Here is a 20,836-nt window from a genome sequence, read left to right as displayed (position 1 = left end):
ATGAGCGCCGCCCGGTAACCCGCGCAGCGAATAATAATAGACATAATCCCGAAACAAGGCCGGTTCATTTGCTGCCAATTCGTCAAGCCGCTTTTTACAATAAGCCAGATACTGATATCCGATAGATTCTTCCGTGATAGGCAGACTTTCGGCGATAGCCACATCCCGGTGAACCGCATCCATACTGCTGACTATCTGGTTGCGGGTACCCATCCAGCAAGCTGCATTATTTTCGCCATATTCCGATTGGGCCATCGCCAGGTGTTTGACCAACTGCCGTTTACGGGCCGTAATTTCAGCAGTTGACATATCGGCATTAAAAACAAAAGATTCCGGCCGGGTATCATTAACCGCTTGCCAGAGGAGATTTAATACCTGTTGATTGGTCAGGACGACTCTTTGATTAGCTGGTAACGCATAAGCACGATCTTCAGTTTGCGATTTGATCCGCGCACAGGCTTTTTGCGCCGCTTTAATCTCCTGTTCGCTTAGGCCCTGACCGGCTTTTAGTTCCTTGATAAAATCTTCAATCGTCTGGCCAGAAAAAACCGCATTGCCATACCGTTGATAAAGCGCTGAGATACTGCTATCAACTGCTGTTACAATCACACTGTTATGGGTATTTTGGCCGTCAGCAACAAAATTCCTTAGCTCCCCTGCCGCTCTTACGGCCTGCGGTCTGACATACTGTGCTTCATAACGTACAATTTGCTCATGCAAAAGAGTGCGGGTCTGCTCCAAAGCAAAATGACGAGGCGTCATACCACCATATTGCATGGTGGGATCGATTTTTCGGGTGGCGAACAAACAAGTTATAATAGCTTGTGAAGGCGTTTTATCTTCCGGCGGATGCAAAGCCCACCATAAAGCGGATATTCCGGGGGCAACCTCATTCAGATCCAATCCCGGATTTTCAGCCAGGATTTTTTTAACGGCATTCTCATCCTGATTATCTATCGCCTGTTTTAGCTGAGAAACGATGGTGGGCATGATTTAAGTATTAATTAAGAATTTGCATTATTATATGGCGGAATTATTAACAGATTCTTAAGCCGCAGAAATGGGTATATTTTGTAGGTTGGGTCGTTTGACCCAACAAGCTTTTTCATCAAGAGCAAGCCTGAGAGGTGATTAAAGATTGGTAATGTTGGGTCAAAACAACCCAACCTACACGCAATATAAAAATTGTCCTGTGCAAAGATGAACACCATTTGTACTGGCGAAAAACAAAATTAGCAGATTCAGGAAATAACTCTGTAATAGCGATGATAAATCTGCTATGATTGCCCACTTTTCGTTAATGATAATATATTGAGCAAATGTCTGAACAACCCACCCTTTTAAAACAGTTGATTTTTTTTCTTGAGGAAATGCAGGCTATCGATATCAAGATTATTGATGTCAGCAAACAGACGTCAGTCACTGACTATATGATCGTTTGCAGCGGTAGAGCATCACGCCATGTTAAAGCCGTTGCCGAGACCGCAATGGAAAAAATGAAAGCCTTGGGGCTGCCAGCTTTAAGCGCCAATGGTCTTGAAAGCGGTGACTGGGTATTAGTGGATTTCGGCGATTTTGTATTACATGTCATGCAACCAGACAGCCGATCATTTTATAATCTTGAAGGTCTTTGGGAAGATACTCCTTAATAAGGAGTATCGCTTCCAGATATACAATCATGTTCAAAATTACAGTCATTGCCTGCGGCAACAAGATGCCGGACTGGGTGAATGCCGCTGCTGATGAATTCAGCAAGCGCCTGAAAGAGTATGTCAATTTCAACCTGATTGAAATTCCGCTTGCCAAACGCTCAAAAGCCAGCGATCTCAATCGAATTATGGAAAAAGAATCAACCTTAATCATTGAGGCAATTCCCAAAGGCTCCCGTGTTATCGCCCTGGAAATTAATGGCAGCACTTTCAGCAGCGAAAAATTGGCTGATAAATTTCAAGCCATGCAGCATACCAACAGTCACCTATGCATCCTTATTGGCGGCCCGGAAGGCCTTTCCAGACAAACACTGGAACACTGTCATGAAAGCTGGTCATTATCGGCTCTTACATTACCTCACCCTATTGTCCGTATTGTTTTGCTGGAAGCAATTTATCGTGCCTGGTCGATTATTAATAATCACCCCTATCACAAGTAAATTGGATCGTTTGACCCAACATTTCAGGCTTGGAATGCGGATAAAAGCTTGTTGGGTCAAATGACCCAACCTACTACTTATTTTGCAGGAGTTTAGGTATACTATGCTCCTTATTTTACCTGCCTTATCGGACTTATGCCCTTACACCAGTCAGTAAAAAATGATCGTGCTGAATCGAGGCTGCATATTTCACGCCTTAATATACTGGTCGCATTTGTTATCTGCTGCGCAGCAATACTTATTGCCAGACTGGCCTGGCTGCAGATTGCAGAATACAAACGCTATGAAACGCTTTCTTTTAAAAACCAGATGAGCGTTATTCCGATTGCCCCGCCCCGTGGAATTATACTGGATAAAAACGGTGTCGTACTGGCTGAAAATACCCCGGTTTACGTTTTGGAAGTTGTACCTGAGCATGTGAAAAACATGCGCGACACGTTGGCAAAGCTGCGAGTACTATTGCCGTCTATTACGGATGACGATATCGAAAATTTCAATCGTGCACGGAGCCAGAACCGCTCGTACATGCCTCTTCCCCTCAAATTAAAACTCAGCCAGGAAGAAGTCGCCGTATTTGCTTCTAATCAGTATCGCTTTACTGGTGTAAGCATTAAAGCACGCTTAATGCGTTATTACCCGTTAGGAGAAGTTACGGCTCATCTTCTCGGCTATGTCGGCCGTATTAACGTTCAGGAGTTGCAGCAGGTTGATCCGGTTAATTATCGTGCAACCAACTTTATTGGTAAGGCCGGCATTGAAAAATACTATGAAGATTTGTTGCATGGCCAGGTTGGGTATCAGCAGGTCGAAACCGATGTCAGCGGCAGGACTATACGTGTACTGAATAAACAAAACCCTGTTTCAGGCGAAAAACTGTATCTGACTATCGATATCCGGCTTCAGCAAATCGCTTTTGACGCCTTAAAGGACAAACGCGGCGCTGTAGTAGCAATTGACAGCCGTAATGGCAGCATTCTGGCTATGGCCAGCTCCCCAAGTTATGATCCCAATTTATTCGTTAACGGGATTAATACCGCTGATTATCAACGCCTGTCCAACGCCAAAGATCGCCCCTTATATAACCGGGCAGTCCGCGGCCTGTATCCGCCCGCTTCAACAGTCAAACCGTATGTTGCTCTGGCAGGCCTTGAAAAAGGTGTGGTCGATACCAATTTCAGCATCTATGATCCAGGCTGGTATAAATTACCCGGCGTAAGCCATGCTTATAGAGACTGGAAAAAAACCGGTCACGGGGTAATTAATGTCAGACGGGCTATCACTGTTTCCTGCGATACCTATTTTTATCAATTAGGCCATCGGATGGGAATTGCTACCCTGGAGGAAATGCTCAGCAAATTTGGTTTTGGTCAACTGACGCACGTTGACCTTGTTGAAGAAGCGCCAGGCATTTTGCCCAATGCACCCTGGAAACGGCGCGCCAAAGGCGTGCCCTGGTATCCTGGCGATACCTTAATTACCGCAATTGGGCAAGGATTTATGCTGGCCTCGCCATTACAAATAGCCAATGCGGTTGCGGCTTTAAGTCAGAAAGGTCATCGATACCGCCCCCATTTACTGGATAAATCAGTCCAAAGCGATAAGGGAGAAACTCATCCTTATGCGTTACTGGAAGAATATCCAATTAAACTGCGTGATGAGAATAACTGGAATATCGTCATCGAAGCCATGCATTCGGTAATTACCAGCAATGAAGGAACCGGCTACCGCTTCGGCCGTAATGCCCCTTATTCGGTTGCAGCAAAAACAGGTACAGCACAGGTATTCAGTGGACACCAGTATGAGAAAAAGCGTTATGAAGACATCCCGGAATACTTACGCGATCATTCCTTATTTATTGCGTTTGCACCCGTTGAAAAGCCGGAAATTGCAATTGCCGTCATGGTTGAAAATGATTTTGCCGCCTCATTTGTAGCACGTAAGGTTATGGATGCTTACTTCCAATTGAAAGAAAATGGAAAAACATCATGAAAAGACAACAAACGCGCCCTGTTTATCGCCTGACAACCAAATCAATCCATATGGATTGGCCTTTATTCGGATTGTTATTGGGTTTAATTGTATTTGGTATGCTTATTCTGTATAGCGCATCGAATCAGGATCTCAGCATGATTATGCGCCAGAGTATGCGTCTTGTTTTCGCTCTGTCTGTCATGCTTGTTTTTGCCATGATTCCGCCGCACAAATACAAAATATGGACGCCCTGGCTGTATGGTACAGGTTTATGCCTGTTACTGGCGGTAATGGTAATGGGAAAAATAGGTAAAGGTGCGCAACGCTGGCTGGATCTGGGGGTTTTCCGCTTTCAGCCATCAGAAATTATGAAGCTGGCGATTCCCATGATGGCCGCCTGGTATCTTGACCGTAAAACAGTACCCATTGATTTTAAAACGCTGATAACAGCGGTAATTATGATTTTCATTCCAGCGCTGTTAATTGCTAAACAGCCTGATTTGGGTACCGCTATTATGGTTATTTTTGCCGGTTTAAGTGCAATCTTTGTGGCCGGCATTCGAATCAGGATCATTGTATTGGTTGGCGCCCTGGCCTGCGCGGCAGCTCCTTTATTATGGCATGTCATGCATGATTATCAGAAAAAGCGGATTATCACTTTACTTAATCCGGAGCAGGATCCGCTTGGAGCAGGTTATCATATTATCCAGTCGAAAATCGCAATTGGTTCAGGCGGCGCATTTGGCAAAGGCTGGCTACAAGGCTCGCAATCCCATCTGAATTTCCTGCCTGAGCATGCTACCGATTTTATTTTTGCCGTAAGCGGTGAAGAATTTGGTTTTGCAGGCAGCGCGATCCTGATTGTCCTTTGTATTCTGGTTGCCCTAAGAGGTCTGCATATTGCCCGGCAAGCTCAAACAAGTTATACCCGTTTGCTGGCCGCAAGCCTGGCGATGACCTTTTTCCTATCAGCGTTTGTTAATATTGGTATGGTAATGGGTATCTTGCCTGTTGTGGGTATTCCGTTGCCTTTGGTAAGTTACGGCGGTACAGCATTGGTTACTTTTATGGCAAGCTTTGGCATTTTAATGTCAATCAGCTCACATCGAATTCTGTTTAATAGTCTCTAAGGTTTGGAGTGTTGGGCTGTAAAGCCCAACACTCATTCCACATCAAACAGTTTCCAGCAATGTCGCCACTGGCCTATAAGAAATACGATGGATCGGACAAGGGCCAAGCCTGCTTAACGCATCGCGATGAAACACCGTTGGATAACCTTTATGACCTGAAAACCCGTAGCCCGGGTAAAGTTTATCCAGCTCATCCATCTCATTATCCCGTGCCACTTTGGCAAGAATCGATGCTGCGGCAATTGACGGAATAAGCAAATCGCCTTTTACAATCGCTTCGCATGGTATGGCCAATTTTGGAGTGTGTAAGCCATCAACCAATACCCGTTCAGGCTGTATAGAAAGATTTTCTACCGCCCGTTTCATTGCCAATAACGTAGCATGATGAATATTTAACCGATCAATTTCCGCAACTTCCGCACGGCCATAGGCAAAAGCAACCGCTTCAGCCTGGATAATTTCAACCAGTTTTTCACGTTTAGCTGCCGTCAGTTTTTTAGAATCGGTAACGCCTGCAATAGGTTCGCGTAGAATGACTGCCGCGGTTATTACCGGACCAGCCAAAGGCCCTCGACCTACCTCATCAACACCTGCCTCGTAGTTATACATTTTTATTATCCTTGTTTGCAGGCACGTATGATAACTCGAAAATTGATTTATCAATAAGAAAATGCGATCATTATGTCAAATTATTGTCGGTATGAGTTATGAGTGTATTAAGATGTGCAGTAATTGGCGTGGGGTACCTTGGCAGGTTTCACGCCCAGAAGTATAAAATGCTCGACAATGTCGAACTGATTGGCGTGTGCGACGTTAACCAGCAAGCATGTGATCGTGTTGCCGAAGAACTTGAGGCGACAGCATACTATAACTATCAGGATTTGTATGGCAAAGTTGATGCAGTGAGTATCGCAGCGACAACTAACCGACATTATCAAATTGCGCTTGACTGTATAACTAACGGAATTCATGTCCTGATTGAAAAACCGATTACCGAAACCGTTGAGCAGGCTCATGAGTTAATAGAGCTGGCGCGTAAGCATAATGTGAAACTGCAGGTTGGTCATCTTGAGCGGTTTAATGCAGCTCGCCTTGCTCTGGATGATCATCTTGATAATCCGCTGTTTATCGAATCTCAACGTCTTGCGCCATTTAATCCTCGTGGTACTGATGTCAATGTGATTCTCGACATCATGATTCATGATATCGATTTGATTCAATCAATTGTTAACAGTCCTGTTGCGCATATTGACGCCCACGGGGCCCCGGTATTGACCTCCTCGATTGATATCGCAAACGCCAGAATTACCTTTGAAAACAAATGCGTCGCCAATGTTACAGCCAGCAGAATCAGCTATAAAACAGAGCGCAAAACTCGTATTTTCCAACACGACAGTTATATCTCCATTGATTACCAGAATAAACAATTCGCTATTTTCCAGAAAGGCGATGGTGAAATGTTCCCAGGTATTCCGGAAATCACCCGTCATGAATCTGTATTTGATAAAGGCGATGCCCTGCTTGAGGAAATAAGGGCCTTTGCTGAATGTATTCACCACGATACCCAACCGCTGGTTACTGGGGAAGATGGCAAAAACGCGCTGAAAACAGCAGCAACCATCACAGCACTGATTAATACCAATTTATCAGGCCGTTATGCAACAACCTAAGCGCATAGTCATCATTGCCGGCGAAGAGTCAGGCGACGTGCATGCAGCCAATCTGGTCAGGGAGTTGCGTGCCAATGACAATTCATTACAAATCAGCGGTATTGGCGGCAGACATATGGAAGCCGCCGGCGTTGAACTGATTAGTGATCTGGCCCGCTATGGCGTAACTGGCTTAACGGAAGTTCTTAAGCATTTACGAGTTATCAGACAGGCATTTGCCAAAATAAAAACCCATTTACAGAATGTTAAGCCGGATTTGCTCATTCTGGTAGACTATCCCGGTTTTAACTTACGGTTGGCCAAATATGCCAAACAGGAATTGGGATTACAAATTCTTTATTATATTGGTCCACAAATCTGGGCCTGGAAAGCAGGCCGAATTAATACTATTCGCGAGTGTGTTGATCAAATGGCGGTTATACTGCCTTTTGAAAAGGCGATATATGAGCAAGCAGGTGTTTCAGCACAGTTTGTAGGGCATCCCCTGCTTGGCAAACTGCCAGCGCATGAGAATATTCTTCAATTGAAACAGCAATTAAATCTGCCGACCGATAAAAAAATCGTCGCGATTTTACCGGGAAGCCGGCGTAATGAAATTGAAATGCATTTGCCGGTTATGATCCAGGCAGCTCAGTTACTGCAACAAAAACAACAAGATGTACATTTCGTATTGCCAATCGCCGGTACGCTTAACCCTGATTCAGTAAAACAGTTTTTTAAGGGATCTGATATCACAATCAGTTTCCTTAATAATCAGGCAATGGACGCTGTCTCCTGTAGTGATTGCGTGATTGTAGCCTCTGGTACAGCTTCGCTGGAATGTGCTTTGTTACAAAAACCGATGTGTATTATTTATAAGGCATCTTTGATTACTTATATTGCTGCTATGAAGGTCATCCGGGTTAAATATCTGGGATTATGCAACCTGTTGCAGAATGAAATGATAGTGCCTGAATTATTGCAATACGATTGTAATCCCCATGAGCTGTCCTTAATGATGGAAAATCTGCTTAACAATCAGACCATGATCGGCAATATGACAGCGAACCTGGCAAAGCTTAAACATTCATTATCCATGGAGCAGGCAGATTCTTCACTTGCACAGATAGTTCTTGAGAAGTTGAATGTTGGGCTTTACAGCCCATATCCGTCAAGTTAAGGGGTTAAATTTCCACATTTCACTATAACGCTCGGGCTGAGGAAGCGCTTTAGCGCTGTCTCGAAGCCTGTGGTACGGTGCCAGGCCTTCGAGACAAATGCTCCGCATTTTCCTCAGGCTGAACGGTTATGGGCTAAACCCAAACATTTCATTTAATTCATATCCTATTTACAAATAGACTAATTTGTATTATTATTTTACACCAAAGTTACTTTGAGATCAGAAAATGCCCTCAGATATCATCCAGGAAGAAGCTACACCGGTTAACCAACAAATAAAACCCGATATAGTCTTTATCGGCGCAGGCCCTGTGGGTCTATGGACTGCAATTGTTGCCAAATTAACCAACCCTGATCAACAAATCTTAATGCTCGAGCGTAACAAAAAGTACACACGCAGCCATATTCTGATCATCGATCCCACTTCATTTGTCGATGCGCCTCAGGATCCCCGCCTTCAACCGATTCTAGAAGTTTTTAAAGGCCCTGTTCCTACCTCCGAAATTGAAGGCAAACTCCGTAAACTTGCTCTGGATCTGGGAATAGTCATTGAAAACAAAAAAGTCGAAAATGTAAACTCTCTTCAGCAACTCTATCCCTCGGCTCATACTATTGTCGGTGCCGATGGTGCAAAGAGTACTGTCAGACAGCAGATTTTTGGCGATGAAAAATCGGTTGATTACAACCTGCAATACATTGTTGAAGTAAAATACAGTTCCAGCACGGACACCCGTAAACTTGGCCCGCTAGAAAACATTGAAGGCTTATCACAAATCAATCATTTCGTAGCGGAGCATGTCGGGAAAAAAAATGATGAAGGCAATACGCCGGTTTCATTATTTTTCTTTGTTGACAAACAGACTTATGACCAGGTTTATTCCAAGGGCGCGTCGGGTCTGAAACTGGAAGATATAACTGCCGGCAGTAGTCAAATGACCAATCTGGCTAACAGCATTCATCCCTGGCTTGCTTATCGAAAATCTCTTACCGATGAAAAACTCATCGATAGTTCCGTAAAAATATCTGCTGTTGCGCTTAATAACTATAAAGCTAAAAATACCGTCAAAGTTGTAAACGGTAAACGGTATATGCTGGTTGGCGATGCCGCGTTGGGCATCCCCTTTTTCCGGGCATTAAACGCAGGCTTCCTGGGTGGAACCAAAGCGGGGAAAGCAATAGCGACATCACAGCCCAATAATAAAACGGTCAATAATGCCTTTGAAAATGACATGGCGGCGATTGCGAAAAAAGAAATTAAAAATGCCAATTGGAAAAACATAAAAGTTGTACTTGGCAGACATGGCGCAGGTAAATTAGCGGTATCAAAAGGAATTATTGAAGATACCATGCCAGCGGAATGCTATCAGGCGATAAAAAATGCCAGAGTAACGCCGTTGCCATGGTATAAACGTTATAGAGCTTTATTAACTGGCCTGGCCTTTTTCCTGGTTCTTGCTGCAATCCTGGCTGCAACTGGCGGCAGCGCAGCATTACCCTTGGCATCAGTTCTGGGTGTTGTTGGCGCCGCATTCCTGTACAGTGCCGGGATCACCGTTGCCTTGCGCCTCATCTATAAAGTCATTACGTCGTTTATCAGCTATCTTCGCTCAACCGATAAACCCAAGATTATCAATGACAATGAAATGACCTTGCTTGAACAGACCGAACCCGATGGTCCGAGCTTCAAGAGCTCTGTTTCCTCCAGTTTTGGCAAACTGCCTGGACGTAGCAAGGAAATTAAAATCCCTCCAGCGAATAGGAGATATGTCGGAACTGACGCTGTTCTGGACAGAAAGGATGAGGAGGATGAATGCGCTCCATTGATTCATAGCGACCCTTTGAATACAAGGAATTATCACTTGAATCGTAACCCTGCGTCACCCGCAGGAGTAGAACATGATGGAGAGGTCTTTGAGATAGAACTTGATAATGGTGAAGCCCTCCGCAGCTCAGGGCCTTAATTTTCTACTTACCGCGGCTTGTCCGCGGTATCCACAACCCAATAATGCACTGGTCTTGACGCACGCCCTATAAAATTTCATAATCGGGTCAAATAAGGAGACCCAGACATGTTAGTAACATTCAGCAGTGATGCCTATGAAAATTTAACTTTTTTTGGCGATATAGCTCAGCAATTATTAAAACTCATGGGGCATAGTGCAACGGTTCCAGGAGCGCTTAAAGCGGAAGAGGTTCCAAACGCGCTCAACAATCTGAAAACTGGTTTGCTCAAGCAAGGCGATACGCCCACTAACCAATCGGCTGAAGATGAACCGGTAGTCAATTTATCGCACCGCGCCATACCATTGATTGGCATGCTGGAAGCGGCAGCGAAGAAAAACTGCAACGTTCTTTGGAATTAAATATTTATAACTTATTAAAAAATATTGGCTTTTTAATAGTAGATTATCAATTAACCTTCATGTACAATTAATTCAGCTCCCTTTAGAAATAAGGGAGCTTTGGATAGAATGTTTTAACAAAAATAAGGAAGTTATGATGACTGTAGTTGATACACAAACGTCTTCTCAAGGCATTAAACAAGAGCAAGGCCTGCAGGAACTGGTCTATAATCTTGTTACCCGTTTTCTTGCCGAAAACAAATCCAAAGCCATCGGTGATCTGTACGACATGATTCTTTCTGAAGTTGAGCCTCCCCTCCTGCAGGCTGTTATGGAAAAGCGTCGCGGCAACCAACTTCAAGCAGCTAAAATGCTGGGTATCAGTCGCGGTACTATCAGAAAAAAATTACTGCGTTATTTTGGTACAAAATATTTTCGTTTAACTGATGAGTAAAATTTAATATATTTCATATCAGCCGGCTGACTAGCCGGCTTTTTATTTGCTTGCACGGGATACGTGTGAAGCTATGAATTACTTGTCATTGCCAATGATAATTAGTATAGTCTGCACCCATATATTGCTTACCAGATTATTTAAAAAAACATGAATACAGCAGCCCATTTTGCAGCAAATTTTATCAAAAAACAGTTACCTTCTTTCAAACCAGTCATAGGAATAGTACTTGGCTCAGGATTAGGCAGTTTTGCCGAACAACTGGAAGATTCAGTGACTATTAGCTATGAACAGCTGCCCGGCTTCCCCAAGCCAACTGTGTATGGCCATATAGGTAATATGGTTCTTGGTTATTTCTCCGGTATACCCGTTGTATGTCTGCAGGGCCGTGCTCACAGCTATGAAGGCAATACCCACGACATCGTTAAAACCTATGTCCGCACATTGCGATTGTTGGGTTGCGATTACTTTCTGGCAACCAATGCTTCAGGCTCCTTGCGGGAGGATGTTGGCCCAGGCGAATTAATGTTAATTACCGATCATATCAACATGCAGCCCGGCAACCCCTTGACAGGTCCTAATGATGACGAATTTGGCCCTCGCTTTTTCCCTCTCGACAATGCTTACGATATCGGATTGCGTGAAAAATTGCTGGAAGTGGCAAAACAACAAAATATTACTTTGCATCAGGGCGTCTATTTGTCAGTATTAGGCCCGAATTATGAAACAGCAGCAGAAATCAGGGCTTTTCGTATTTTAGGCGCTGACGCAGTAGGAATGTCTACTGTGCCAGAAGTCCTGGTTGCAAATCATTGTGGCATGAAAACCGCAGTTATTGCTACAATCACTAACTATGCCACTGGTCTTGCAACAACCAGCCATGACCATGAGGCAGTTGTTGCAACAGCAGCGGGGGCGGCGGAGCGTTTAAGCCGGCTTGTTAAACATTTTGTGGCAGGGATATCATGAATCTGGAACAGGAATTTGCAGCGTTTCAACAAACATTTGAGAAAAAACCTTATACGCCAGAGCGTGCTTTGGCCTTAATTGATCTGACTTTATTAAATAATGAAGCAAGTGAAGCTGAAATTCAGGCATTAGTCGATAAAGCTAATCAACATCAGGTCGCTGCAGTTTGTGTTTATCCAAAGCATTTGGCGTATACCAATAAGCTGGTTTCCCCAAAATCAGTCACAGTAATTAATTTTCCCGATGGAAGCGACCCCATAGCTGACACTGTTCAGGCGATTGAACAATTGCCTGTCGTTGATGAAATTGATTATGTCTTCCCTTATCAGGCTTATGCTAATGGCATCCGAAAAGCTGCACTGGCTCACTGCACTCAGGCATTAGAAGCAAGTAAAAAGAAAAAAGCATTATTTAAAGTTATTATCGAAACAGGCGCCCTGCCCTCAGATCTGATTTATCCTCTTTGCCGTGAACTGATTAAAATTGGTTGTGACTTTATAAAAACATCTACCGGTAAAATTCCCCAGGGAGCAACTCCCCTGGCTGCTTTTGCGATTCTCAAGGCATTAAAAGACAGTGCCAGCCATTGCGGTATTAAAATTTCCGGCGGTGTTAAAACAACGGATGAGGCATATTATTATATGGCTATGGCTCAACAGTTTTTACACAGACCACTTGATAAAACATGGTTTCGGATAGGAGCCAGCAGCCTTATTGATGATTTGGCGAAATCATAATGAGGGTATCAACCCCACTGCCATTAGGTTAAGAAATTTGTCATCCCCGCGAAGGAGGTTCATCCATCAAACAAGGTAAGGAACCAACTTGAGAAATGGACTCCTTCTCGGGAATACCAGTATTCTTAACTTAACCGCTATGGAGGCAAATAGCCCAGTCTACATTTCATCTGTTTAATTTTAACAAATCATTAAGATTGAAACTTGCTAAACTTCTGTTTTTTATTGTAAAGTTTGCATTTTAGGATTTTATTAAGTAAGGAAGGCTGTAGACTAATGCTGAGAAAGAAAATTGCTCGATTCCTGGTTGGCGTATTAACAATCCTTACTATGAGTATCGGGCAAGCTGGAATACCGGTATGGACATTTGAGCAAGTTGCTGGTTATCCTGCAAAGGTGACCGTCAGTGCCGCAGGAAGTGCAACAGTTAAATATACAGTAACAAATCAATCCAGCAAATCCCATCTATTAATAATGCTTCCGATCACGGGGATCAAGTCCTCGGGATGCGATACTATCTTGGGTTATCACCAATCCTGTATCTTAACTTTAGAGGTGAATGGCAGCGCACTGACAAGCGATATCAATGGCGGCCCTGTCCTTTGCGATCAGGGGAATCTCAATCAATGTTATCAGGCAGGCTATGATATTGCCTTACAAATTACCCGTGCCAGTCAACCCTCAACCTATACGGTTACCCCAAGCGGTGATGCCAATTTAACCTTCAACCCGAATACGCCGCAAACAATTAACTATGGTGCAACTCAACAATTTGCCGTAACCCCGTTCCCAGGTTATAACGTCAATTCCACCGTAGGGGGAACATGCCCTGCAGGTTCCTGGGCAGGATCGGTTTACACTACTGGCGCGATTACCAGTGATTGTTCGGTCGTCTTTAGCTCTCTACTGATGCCGACGGTTACGCCGAACGGCGATACCAACCTCACGATTAACCCGAATACGCCACAAACGATTAATTATGGTACAACCCAACAATTTACCGTAACCCCGCTCCCCGGTTATAACGTCAATCCCACAGTCGGGGGAACCTGTCCGGCGGGTTCATGGGCAGGCGCAGTTTATACCACCGGTGCAATTACCAGCGATTGTTCGGTAACATTTAGCTCTCTACAGATGCCTACGGTTACGCCGAGCGGTGATGCCAACCTGACCATTAACCCCAATACGCCGCAGACGATTAATTATGGTGCAACCCAGCAATTTACCGTAACCCCTGATCCCGGTTATACCGTCAATACCACCGTCGGGGGAACGTGTCCGGCGGGTTCATGGGCAGGCGCGGTTTATACCACCGGCGCAATTACCAGCGATTGTTCAGTCGTTTTTAGCTCTGTGGAACCTGTCGTCACGCCGAGTGGGGATGCCAATCTTATCATTAACCCAAATACACCCCAATCGGTGACGCCGGGGGCAGCGCAACAATTTACCGTAACCCCGAACCCGGGCTATAACGTCGATCCCACTGTCGGGGGAACCTGCCCCGCGGGTTCATGGGCAGGCGCGGTGTACACCACCGGCGCAATTACCGGAGATTGTTCGGTCGTTTTTAGTTCGCTCCAGATGCCTACGGTTACGCCGAGCGGCGATGCCAACCTGACTATTAATCCCAATACGCCGCAGACGATAAATTATGGCGCAACCCAACAATTTACCGTAACGCCGAATCCAGGTTATAACGTCAATCCCACCGTCGGGGGAACGTGCCCGGCCGGTTCGTGGGCTGGCTCGGTTTATACAACCGGCGCAATTACCAGCGATTGTTCAGTCGTCTTTAGCTCTCTGCTGATGCCTACGGTCACGCCGAACGGTGATGCCAACCTCACGATTAACCCCAATACCCCGCAGACAATTAATTATGGCACAACTCAGCAATTTACCGTAACGCCGGATCCCGGTTATACGGTCAATTCCACGGTCGGGGGAAGCTGCCCGGCGGGTTCATGGGCAGGCGCGGTTTATACCACCGGCGCAATTACCAGCGATTGTTCGGTAACATTTAGCTCTCTACAGATGCCTACGGTCACTCCGAGCGGCGATGCCAACCTGACGATTAACCCCAATACGCCGCAAACGATTAATTATGGCGCAACCCAACAATTTACCGTAACCCCGGATCCCGGTTTTAACGTCAATACCACGGTTGGCGGAACTTGCCCGGCCGGTTCATGGGCTGGCTCGGTTTACACCACCGGCGCGATTACCAGTGATTGTTCGGTTGTCTTTAGTTCTCTTGATCCTGTCGTCACGCCCAGTGGTGATGCTAATCTGACCATTAATCCGAATACGCCGCAGACAGTTAGTTATGGTGCAACGCAACAATTTACCGTAACCCCGAACCCCGGCTATAACGTTAATCCCACCGTAGGCGGAACGTGTCCGGCGGGTTCATGGGCCGGTGCGGTTTACACCACCGGCGCAATTACCGGGGATTGTTCGGTTGTCTTTAGTTCGCTCCAGATGCCGACGGTCACGCCAAGCGGTGACGCCAACCTGACGATTAACCCGAATACGCCGCAGACAATTAATTATGGCGCAATCCAACAATTTACCGTAACCCCGGATCCCGGTTATACCGTCAATACCACCGTCGGGGGAACGTGTCCTGCGGGTTCATGGGCAGGCTCGGTTTATACCACTGGTGCTGTGACCAGCGATTGTTCAGTAACATTTAGCTCTGTGGAACCTGTCGTCACGCCGAGCGGCGATGCCAACCTGACCATTAACCCCAATACACCGCAATCCGTGGCTTCGGGCGCAACCCAACAATTTACCGTAACGCCGAACCCAGGCTATACCATTGATCCCACCGTAGGCGGAACGTGCCCTGCCGGTTCCTGGGCTGGCTCGGTTTACACCACCGGCGCAATTACCGGGGATTGTTCGGTCGTCTTTAGCTCGTTACTGATGCCCACGGTCACGCCAACCGGCGATGCCAACCTGACGGTTAACCCCAATACGCCGCAGACGATTAATTATGGTGCAACTCAGCAATTTACCGTAACCCCGGATCCCGGTTATACCATCAACCCCACGGTCGGCGGAACATGCCCTGCCGGTTCATGGGCCGGCGCGGTTTATACCACCGGCGCAGTGACCAGCGATTGTTCAGTAACATTTAGCTCTGTGGAACCTGTCGTCACGCCGAGCGGCGATGCCAACCTGACTATTAACCCCAATACGCCGCAATCAGTCACGCCGGGCGCAACCCAGCAATTTACCGTAACCTCGAACCCAGGTTATAACATCGATCCTACTGTCGGCGGAACGTGCCCTGCTGGTTCCTGGGCCGGCTCGGTGTACACTACCGGCGCGATTACTGGTGATTGTTCGGTTGTCTTTAGTTCGCTCCAGATGCCGACAGTTACGCCGAGCGGCGATGCCAACCTGACGATTAACCCGAATACGCCGCAGACAATTAATTATGGCGTAACCCAGCAATTTACCGTAACCCCGAACCCGGGCTATAACGTCGATCCCACAGTCGGGGGAACCTGCCCCGCGGGCTCGTGGGCAGGCTCGGTGTACACTACCGGCGCCATTACCGGGGATTGTACCGTCGTCTTTAGCTCGCTACAGATGCCGACGGTAACCCCAAGCGGCGATGCCAACCTGACGATTAACCCGAATACGCCGCAAACGATTAATTATGGGGCAACCCAGCAATTTACCGTCACTCCGGATCCCGGTTATACCGTCAATCCGACCGTCGGGGGAACGTGCCCGGCAGGTTCCTGGGCCGGCGCGGTGTATACCACTGGTGCAGTGACCAGCGATTGTTCGGTAACCTTTAGCTCTCTGGAGCCTGTCGTTACGCCGAGCGGCGATGCTAATCTAACCATTAACCCCAACACGCCGCAATCAGTGACGCCGGGCGCAACGCAACAATTTACTGTAACCCCAAACCCCGGCTATAACGTCAATCCCACCGTCGGGGGAACGTGTCCTGCCGGTTCCTGGGCAGGCTCAGTGTATACTACCGGTGCCATTATCGGGGATTGTACCGTCGTCTTTAGTTCGCTCCAGATGCCGACGGTCACGCCAAGCGGCGATGCCAACCTGACGATTAATCCGAATACGCCCCAAACGATTAATTATGGCGCAACCCAGCAATTTACCGTCACCCCGGCTCCCGGTTATACCGTCAATCCCACCGTTGGCGGAACATGCCCTGCCGGTTCCTGGGCTGGCGCGGTGTATACCACTGGTGCAGTGACCAGCGATTGCTCGGTAACCTTTAGCTCTCTGGAGCCTGTCGTTACGCCGAGCGGCGATGCCAACCTGACTATTAACCCCAATACGCCGCAATCAGTGACGCCGGGCGCAACCCAGCAATTTACCGTCACCCCGAACCCCGGTTATAACGTCAATCCCACCGTGGGGGGAACGTGCCCTGCCGGTTCATGGGCCGGCTCGGTGTATACTACCGGCGCAATTAACGGGGATTGTACCGTCGTCTTTAGTTCGCTCCAAATGCCAACAGTCACGCCAAGCGGCGATGCCAACCTGACCATTAACCCCAATACACCGCAGACGATCAATTATGGGGCAACCCAGCAATTTACTGTCACCCCGGATCCAGGTTATACCGTCAATCCAACCGTCGGCGGAACGTGTCCGGCCGGTTCCTGGGCTGGCGCGGTTTATACCACTGGTGCTGTAACCAGCGATTGCTCGGTAACCTTTAGCGCTCTGGAGCCTGTCGTTACGCCGAGCGGCGATGCTAACCTGACCATTAACCCGAATACGCCGCAATCAGTGACGCCCGGCGCAACCCAGCAATTTACCGTCACCCCGAACCCCGGTTATAACGTCAATCCTACCGTCGGGGGNACCCGGGCTATAACGTCGATCCCACCGTCGGCGGAACATGCCCGGCCGGTTCCTGGGCAGGCTCGGTGTACACCACCGGCGCGATTACCAGTGATTGTTCGGTAACATTTAGCTCGCTCCAGATGCCGACGGTAACCCCGAGCGGCGATGCCAACCTGACGATTAACCCCAATACACCGCAAACGATTAATTATGGGGCAACCCAGCAATTTACCGTCACTCCGGATCCCGGTTATACCGTCAATCCGACCGTCGGCGGAACGTGTCCCGCCGGTTCATGGGCTGGCGCGGTTTATACCACTGGCGCAGTGACCAGCGATTGTTCGGTAACCTTTAGCGCTCTGGAGCCTGTCGTCACCCCAAGCGGCGATGCCAACCTGACGATTAACCCCAATACGCCGCAATCGGTGACGCCGGGCGCAACGCAACAATTTACCGTAACCCCGAACCCGGGCTATAACGTCGATCCCACTGTCGGGGGANNNAGTTCGCTCCAGATGCCGACAGTCACCCCGAGCGGCGATGCCAATCTGACCATTAATCCGAATACGCCGCAAACAATTAATTATGGCGCAACCCAACAATTTACCGTCACCCCGGCTCCCGGTTATACCGTCAACCCGGCTGTCGGCGGTACGTGCCCGGCCGGTTCCTGGGCAGGCTCGGTTTACACTACCGGTGCAGTGACCAGCGATTGCTCGGTAACCTTTAGCTCTGTGGAACCTGTCGTCACGCCGAGCGGCGATGCCAACCTGACCATTAACCCCAATACGCCGCAATCGGTGACGCCGGGCGCAACCCAGCAATTTACCGTAACCCCGAACCCCGGTTATAACGTCAACTCCACCGTGGGAGGAACGTGCCCTGCCGGTTCCTGGGCAGGCTCGGTGTATACTACCGGCGCCATTACCGGGGATTGTTCGGTTGTCTTTAGTTCGCTCCAGATGCCGACAGTTACGCCAAGCGGCGATGCCAATCTGACCATTAATCCGAATACGCCGCAAACAATTAATTATGGCGCAACCCAACAATTTACCGTCACCCCGGCTCCCGGTTACACCGTCAATCCGACCGTCGGCGGTACGTGCCCGGCCGGTTCGTGGGCTGGCGCGGTGTATACCACTGGTGCTGTGACCAGCGATTGCTCGGTAACCTTTAGCTCTGTGGAACCTGTCGTCACCCCGAGCGGCGATGCCAACCTGACCATTAACCCCAATACGCCGCAATCAGTGACGCCGGGCGCAACGCAACAATTTACCGTAACCCCGAACCCCGGCTATAACGTCAATCCCACCGTGGGAGGAACGTGTCCTGCCGGTTCCTGGGCTGGCTCGGTGTATACTACCGGCGCCATTACCGGGGATTGTACTGTCGTCTTTAGTTCGCTCCAGATGCCGACAGTCACCCCGAGCGGCGATGCCAATCTGACCATTAATCCGAATACGCCGCAAACAATTAATTATGGCGCAACCCAACAATTTACCGTCACCCCGGCTCCCGGTTATACCGTCAACCCGACCGTCGGCGGTACGTGCTCGGCCGGTTCCTGGGCAGGCTCGGTTTACACTACCGGTGCAGTGACCAGCGATTGCTCGGTAACCTTTAGCTCTGTGGAACCTGTCGTCACCCCGAGCGGCGATGCCAACCTGACTATTAATCCGAATACGCCGCAATCGGTGACGCCGGGGGCAGCGCAACAATTTACCGTAACCCCGAACCCCGGCTATAACGTCAATCCCACCGTTGGCGGAACGTGCCCTACCGGTTCCTGGGCAGGCTCGGTGTATACTACCGGCGCCATTAACGGGGATTGTACCGTCGTCTTTAGTTCGCTCCAGATGCCGACAGTCACCCCAAGCGGCGATGCCAACCTGACGATTAACCCCAATACGCCGCAGACGATTAATTATGGCGCAACCCAGCAATTTACCGTCACCCCGGATCCCGGTTATACCGTCAACCCGGCTGTTGGGGGAACATGCCCGGCCGGTTCGTGGGCCGGCGCGGTGTATACCACTGGTGCTGTGACCAGCGATTGCTCGGTAACCTTTAGCTCTCTGAAGCCTGTCGTCACCCCGAGCGGCGATGCCAACCTGACCATTAACCCCAATACGCCGCAATCAGTGACGCCGGGCGCAACCCAACAATTTACCGTAACCCCGAACCCCGGTTATAACGTCAATCCCACCGTCGGCGGAACGTGCCCTGCCGGTTCATGGGCCGGCTCGGTGTATACTACCGGCGCAATTACCGGGGATTGTACCGTCGTCTTTAGCTCGCTTCAGATGCCAACAGTCACGCCAAGCGGCGATGCCAACCTGACCATTAACCCCAATACGCCGCAAACAATTAATTATGGCGCAACCCAGCAATTTACCGTCACCCCGGATCCCGGTTATACCGTCAATCCGACCGTCGGCGGTACATGCCCTGCCGGTTCCTGGGCTGGCTCGGTGTATACCACTGGTGCTGTGACCAGCGATTGCTCGGTAACCTTTAGCTCTCTGGAACCTGTCGTCACCCCGAGCGGCGATGCCAACCTGACCATTAACCCCAATACGCCGCAATCGGTGACGCCGGGCGCAACCCAGCAATTTACCGTAACCCCGAACCCCGGCTATAACGTCAATCCCACCGTCGGCGGAACATGTCCTGCCGGTTCATGGGCAGGCTCGGTGTATACTACCGGCGCCATTACCGGGGATTGTACTGTCGTCTTTAGTTCGCTCCAGATGCCGACGGTCACGCCAAGCGGCGATGCCAATCTGACCATTAACCCCAATACGCCGCAGACGATCAATTATGGGGCAACCCAACAATTTACCGTCACCCCGGATCCCGGGTATACCGTCAATCCGACCGTCGGCGGAACGTGTCCGGCAGGTTCCTGGGCAGGCGCGGTTTATACCACTGGTGCTGTAACCAGCGATTGCTCGGTAACCTTTAGCTCTCTGGAACCTGTCGTCACGCCGAGCGGAGATGCCAACCTGACCATTAACCCCAATACGCCGCAATCGGTGACGCCGGGTGCAACCCAACAATTTACTGTAACCCCGAACCCCGGCTATAACATCGATCCCACCGTTGGCGGAACGTGTCCTGCCGGTTCATGGGCCGGCTCGGTGTACACTACCGGCGCGATTACCGGAGATTGTTCGGTTGTCTTTAGTTCGCTCCAGATGCCAACAGTCACGCCAAGCGGCGATGCCAATCTGACCATTAACCCCAATACGCCGCAAACGATTAATTATGGCGCGACCCAGCAATTTACTGTCACCCCGGATCCCGGTTATACCGTCAATCCGACCGTCGGCGGAACGTGTCCGGCAGGTTCCTGGGCCGGCGCAGTGTATACCACCGGTGCAGTGACCAGCGATTGTTCGGTAACATTTAGCTCTCTGGAAC

General features: G+C 48.6%; 13 protein-coding genes. 11 read left to right on the top strand and 2 right to left on the bottom strand.

Annotated features, from left to right (window positions below):
- Positions 1-990 (bottom strand): hypothetical protein (locus ACFORL_RS05760; RefSeq protein ID WP_382342000.1); only part of this gene is annotated, 990 nt, incomplete at its 3' end.
- Between the two features lie 329 nt (positions 991-1,319).
- Here ACFORL_RS05760 and rsfS point away from each other — a divergent pair.
- The 4 genes from rsfS (at position 1,320) to rodA (ending at position 5,250) form a co-directional block, all read left to right on the top strand.
- On the top strand, positions 1,320-1,649 hold the full coding sequence (rsfS, locus tag ACFORL_RS05755) for a ribosome silencing factor (RefSeq protein ID WP_382341998.1): 330 nt from the start codon (positions 1,320-1,322) through the stop codon (positions 1,647-1,649).
- Between the two features lie 29 nt (positions 1,650-1,678).
- Positions 1,679-2,149, top strand: a complete 471-nt coding sequence (rlmH, locus tag ACFORL_RS05750; RefSeq protein WP_382341996.1) for a 23S rRNA (pseudouridine(1915)-N(3))-methyltransferase RlmH — start codon at positions 1,679-1,681, stop codon at positions 2,147-2,149.
- Between the two features lie 135 nt (positions 2,150-2,284).
- Positions 2,285-4,138, top strand: a complete 1,854-nt coding sequence (gene mrdA / locus ACFORL_RS05745; RefSeq protein ID WP_382341994.1) for a penicillin-binding protein 2 — start codon at positions 2,285-2,287, stop codon at positions 4,136-4,138.
- Positions 4,135-5,250 (top strand): rod shape-determining protein RodA, encoded by a 1,116-nt coding sequence (rodA, locus tag ACFORL_RS05740; RefSeq protein WP_382341992.1) that lies wholly within the window; start codon positions 4,135-4,137, stop codon positions 5,248-5,250. The genes mrdA and rodA overlap by 4 nt, the downstream gene beginning before the upstream one ends.
- A gap of 42 nt (positions 5,251-5,292) precedes the next feature.
- Here rodA and rnhB read toward each other — a convergent pair whose 3' ends face one another.
- A complete protein-coding gene (gene rnhB, locus ACFORL_RS05735; protein ID WP_382341991.1) occupies positions 5,293-5,859 on the bottom strand; it encodes a ribonuclease HII in 567 nt (188 codons plus the stop codon).
- Between the two features lie 98 nt (positions 5,860-5,957).
- Between rnhB and ACFORL_RS05730 the strand changes: the two genes are divergently transcribed.
- From ACFORL_RS05730 to deoC, 7 genes are all read left to right on the top strand, one after another.
- The gene (locus tag ACFORL_RS05730) at positions 5,958-6,920 is read left to right on the top strand and encodes a Gfo/Idh/MocA family oxidoreductase (RefSeq protein WP_382341989.1); all 963 of its coding nucleotides are present in this window, start codon (positions 5,958-5,960) and stop codon (positions 6,918-6,920) included.
- Positions 6,907-8,079, top strand: coding sequence for a lipid-A-disaccharide synthase (gene lpxB, locus ACFORL_RS05725; protein WP_382341987.1), 1,173 nt, complete (start codon positions 6,907-6,909; stop codon positions 8,077-8,079). The genes ACFORL_RS05730 and lpxB overlap by 14 nt, the downstream gene beginning before the upstream one ends.
- Positions 8,080-8,305: 226 nt before the next feature.
- The gene (locus ACFORL_RS05720) at positions 8,306-10,039 is read left to right on the top strand and encodes a hypothetical protein (RefSeq protein ID WP_382341986.1); all 1,734 of its coding nucleotides are present in this window, start codon (positions 8,306-8,308) and stop codon (positions 10,037-10,039) included.
- Positions 10,040-10,147: 108 nt separating this feature from the next.
- Positions 10,148-10,441, top strand: a complete 294-nt coding sequence (locus ACFORL_RS05715; protein ID WP_382341984.1) for a DUF1840 domain-containing protein — start codon at positions 10,148-10,150, stop codon at positions 10,439-10,441.
- Between the two features lie 136 nt (positions 10,442-10,577).
- Positions 10,578-10,874, top strand: coding sequence for a helix-turn-helix domain-containing protein (locus ACFORL_RS05710; protein WP_382342002.1), 297 nt, complete (start codon positions 10,578-10,580; stop codon positions 10,872-10,874).
- Between the two features lie 150 nt (positions 10,875-11,024).
- The gene (locus tag ACFORL_RS05705) at positions 11,025-11,843 is read left to right on the top strand and encodes a purine-nucleoside phosphorylase (protein ID WP_382341982.1); all 819 of its coding nucleotides are present in this window, start codon (positions 11,025-11,027) and stop codon (positions 11,841-11,843) included.
- Entirely contained in the window at positions 11,840-12,580 is a 741-nt protein-coding gene (deoC, locus tag ACFORL_RS05700) for a deoxyribose-phosphate aldolase (protein WP_382341980.1), read from the top strand. Before ACFORL_RS05705 ends, deoC begins: the two co-directional genes overlap by 4 nt.
- The last annotated feature ends 8,256 nt before the right edge of the window (positions 12,581-20,836 follow it).

It is taken from the genome of Legionella dresdenensis (assembly GCF_042649825.1).
GTDB lineage: Bacteria > Pseudomonadota > Gammaproteobacteria > Legionellales > Legionellaceae > Legionella_C > Legionella_C dresdenensis.
This window is presented reverse-complemented; position numbering and strand designations above follow the sequence as displayed.

What these genes read in the sequence shown, in the direction of transcription:
- rsfS (WP_382341998.1), top strand. Translation starts at nt 1,320, where the DNA reads ATGTCTGAACAACCCACCCTTTTAAAACAGTTGATTTTTTTTCTTGAG.
- rlmH (WP_382341996.1), top strand. Translation starts at nt 1,679, where the DNA reads ATGTTCAAAATTACAGTCATTGCCTGCGGCAACAAGATGCCGGACTGG.
- mrdA (WP_382341994.1), top strand. Translation starts at nt 2,285, where the DNA reads ATGCCCTTACACCAGTCAGTAAAAAATGATCGTGCTGAATCGAGGCTG.
- rodA (WP_382341992.1), top strand. Translation starts at nt 4,135, where the DNA reads ATGAAAAGACAACAAACGCGCCCTGTTTATCGCCTGACAACCAAATCA.
- rnhB (WP_382341991.1), bottom strand. Translation starts at nt 5,859, where the DNA reads ATGTATAACTACGAGGCAGGTGTTGATGAGGTAGGTCGAGGGCCTTTG.
- ACFORL_RS05730 (WP_382341989.1), top strand. Translation starts at nt 5,958, where the DNA reads ATGAGTGTATTAAGATGTGCAGTAATTGGCGTGGGGTACCTTGGCAGG.
- lpxB (WP_382341987.1), top strand. Translation starts at nt 6,907, where the DNA reads ATGCAACAACCTAAGCGCATAGTCATCATTGCCGGCGAAGAGTCAGGC.
- ACFORL_RS05720 (WP_382341986.1), top strand. Translation starts at nt 8,306, where the DNA reads ATGCCCTCAGATATCATCCAGGAAGAAGCTACACCGGTTAACCAACAA.
- ACFORL_RS05715 (WP_382341984.1), top strand. Translation starts at nt 10,148, where the DNA reads ATGTTAGTAACATTCAGCAGTGATGCCTATGAAAATTTAACTTTTTTT.
- ACFORL_RS05710 (WP_382342002.1), top strand. Translation starts at nt 10,578, where the DNA reads ATGACTGTAGTTGATACACAAACGTCTTCTCAAGGCATTAAACAAGAG.
- ACFORL_RS05705 (WP_382341982.1), top strand. Translation starts at nt 11,025, where the DNA reads ATGAATACAGCAGCCCATTTTGCAGCAAATTTTATCAAAAAACAGTTA.
- deoC (WP_382341980.1), top strand. Translation starts at nt 11,840, where the DNA reads ATGAATCTGGAACAGGAATTTGCAGCGTTTCAACAAACATTTGAGAAA.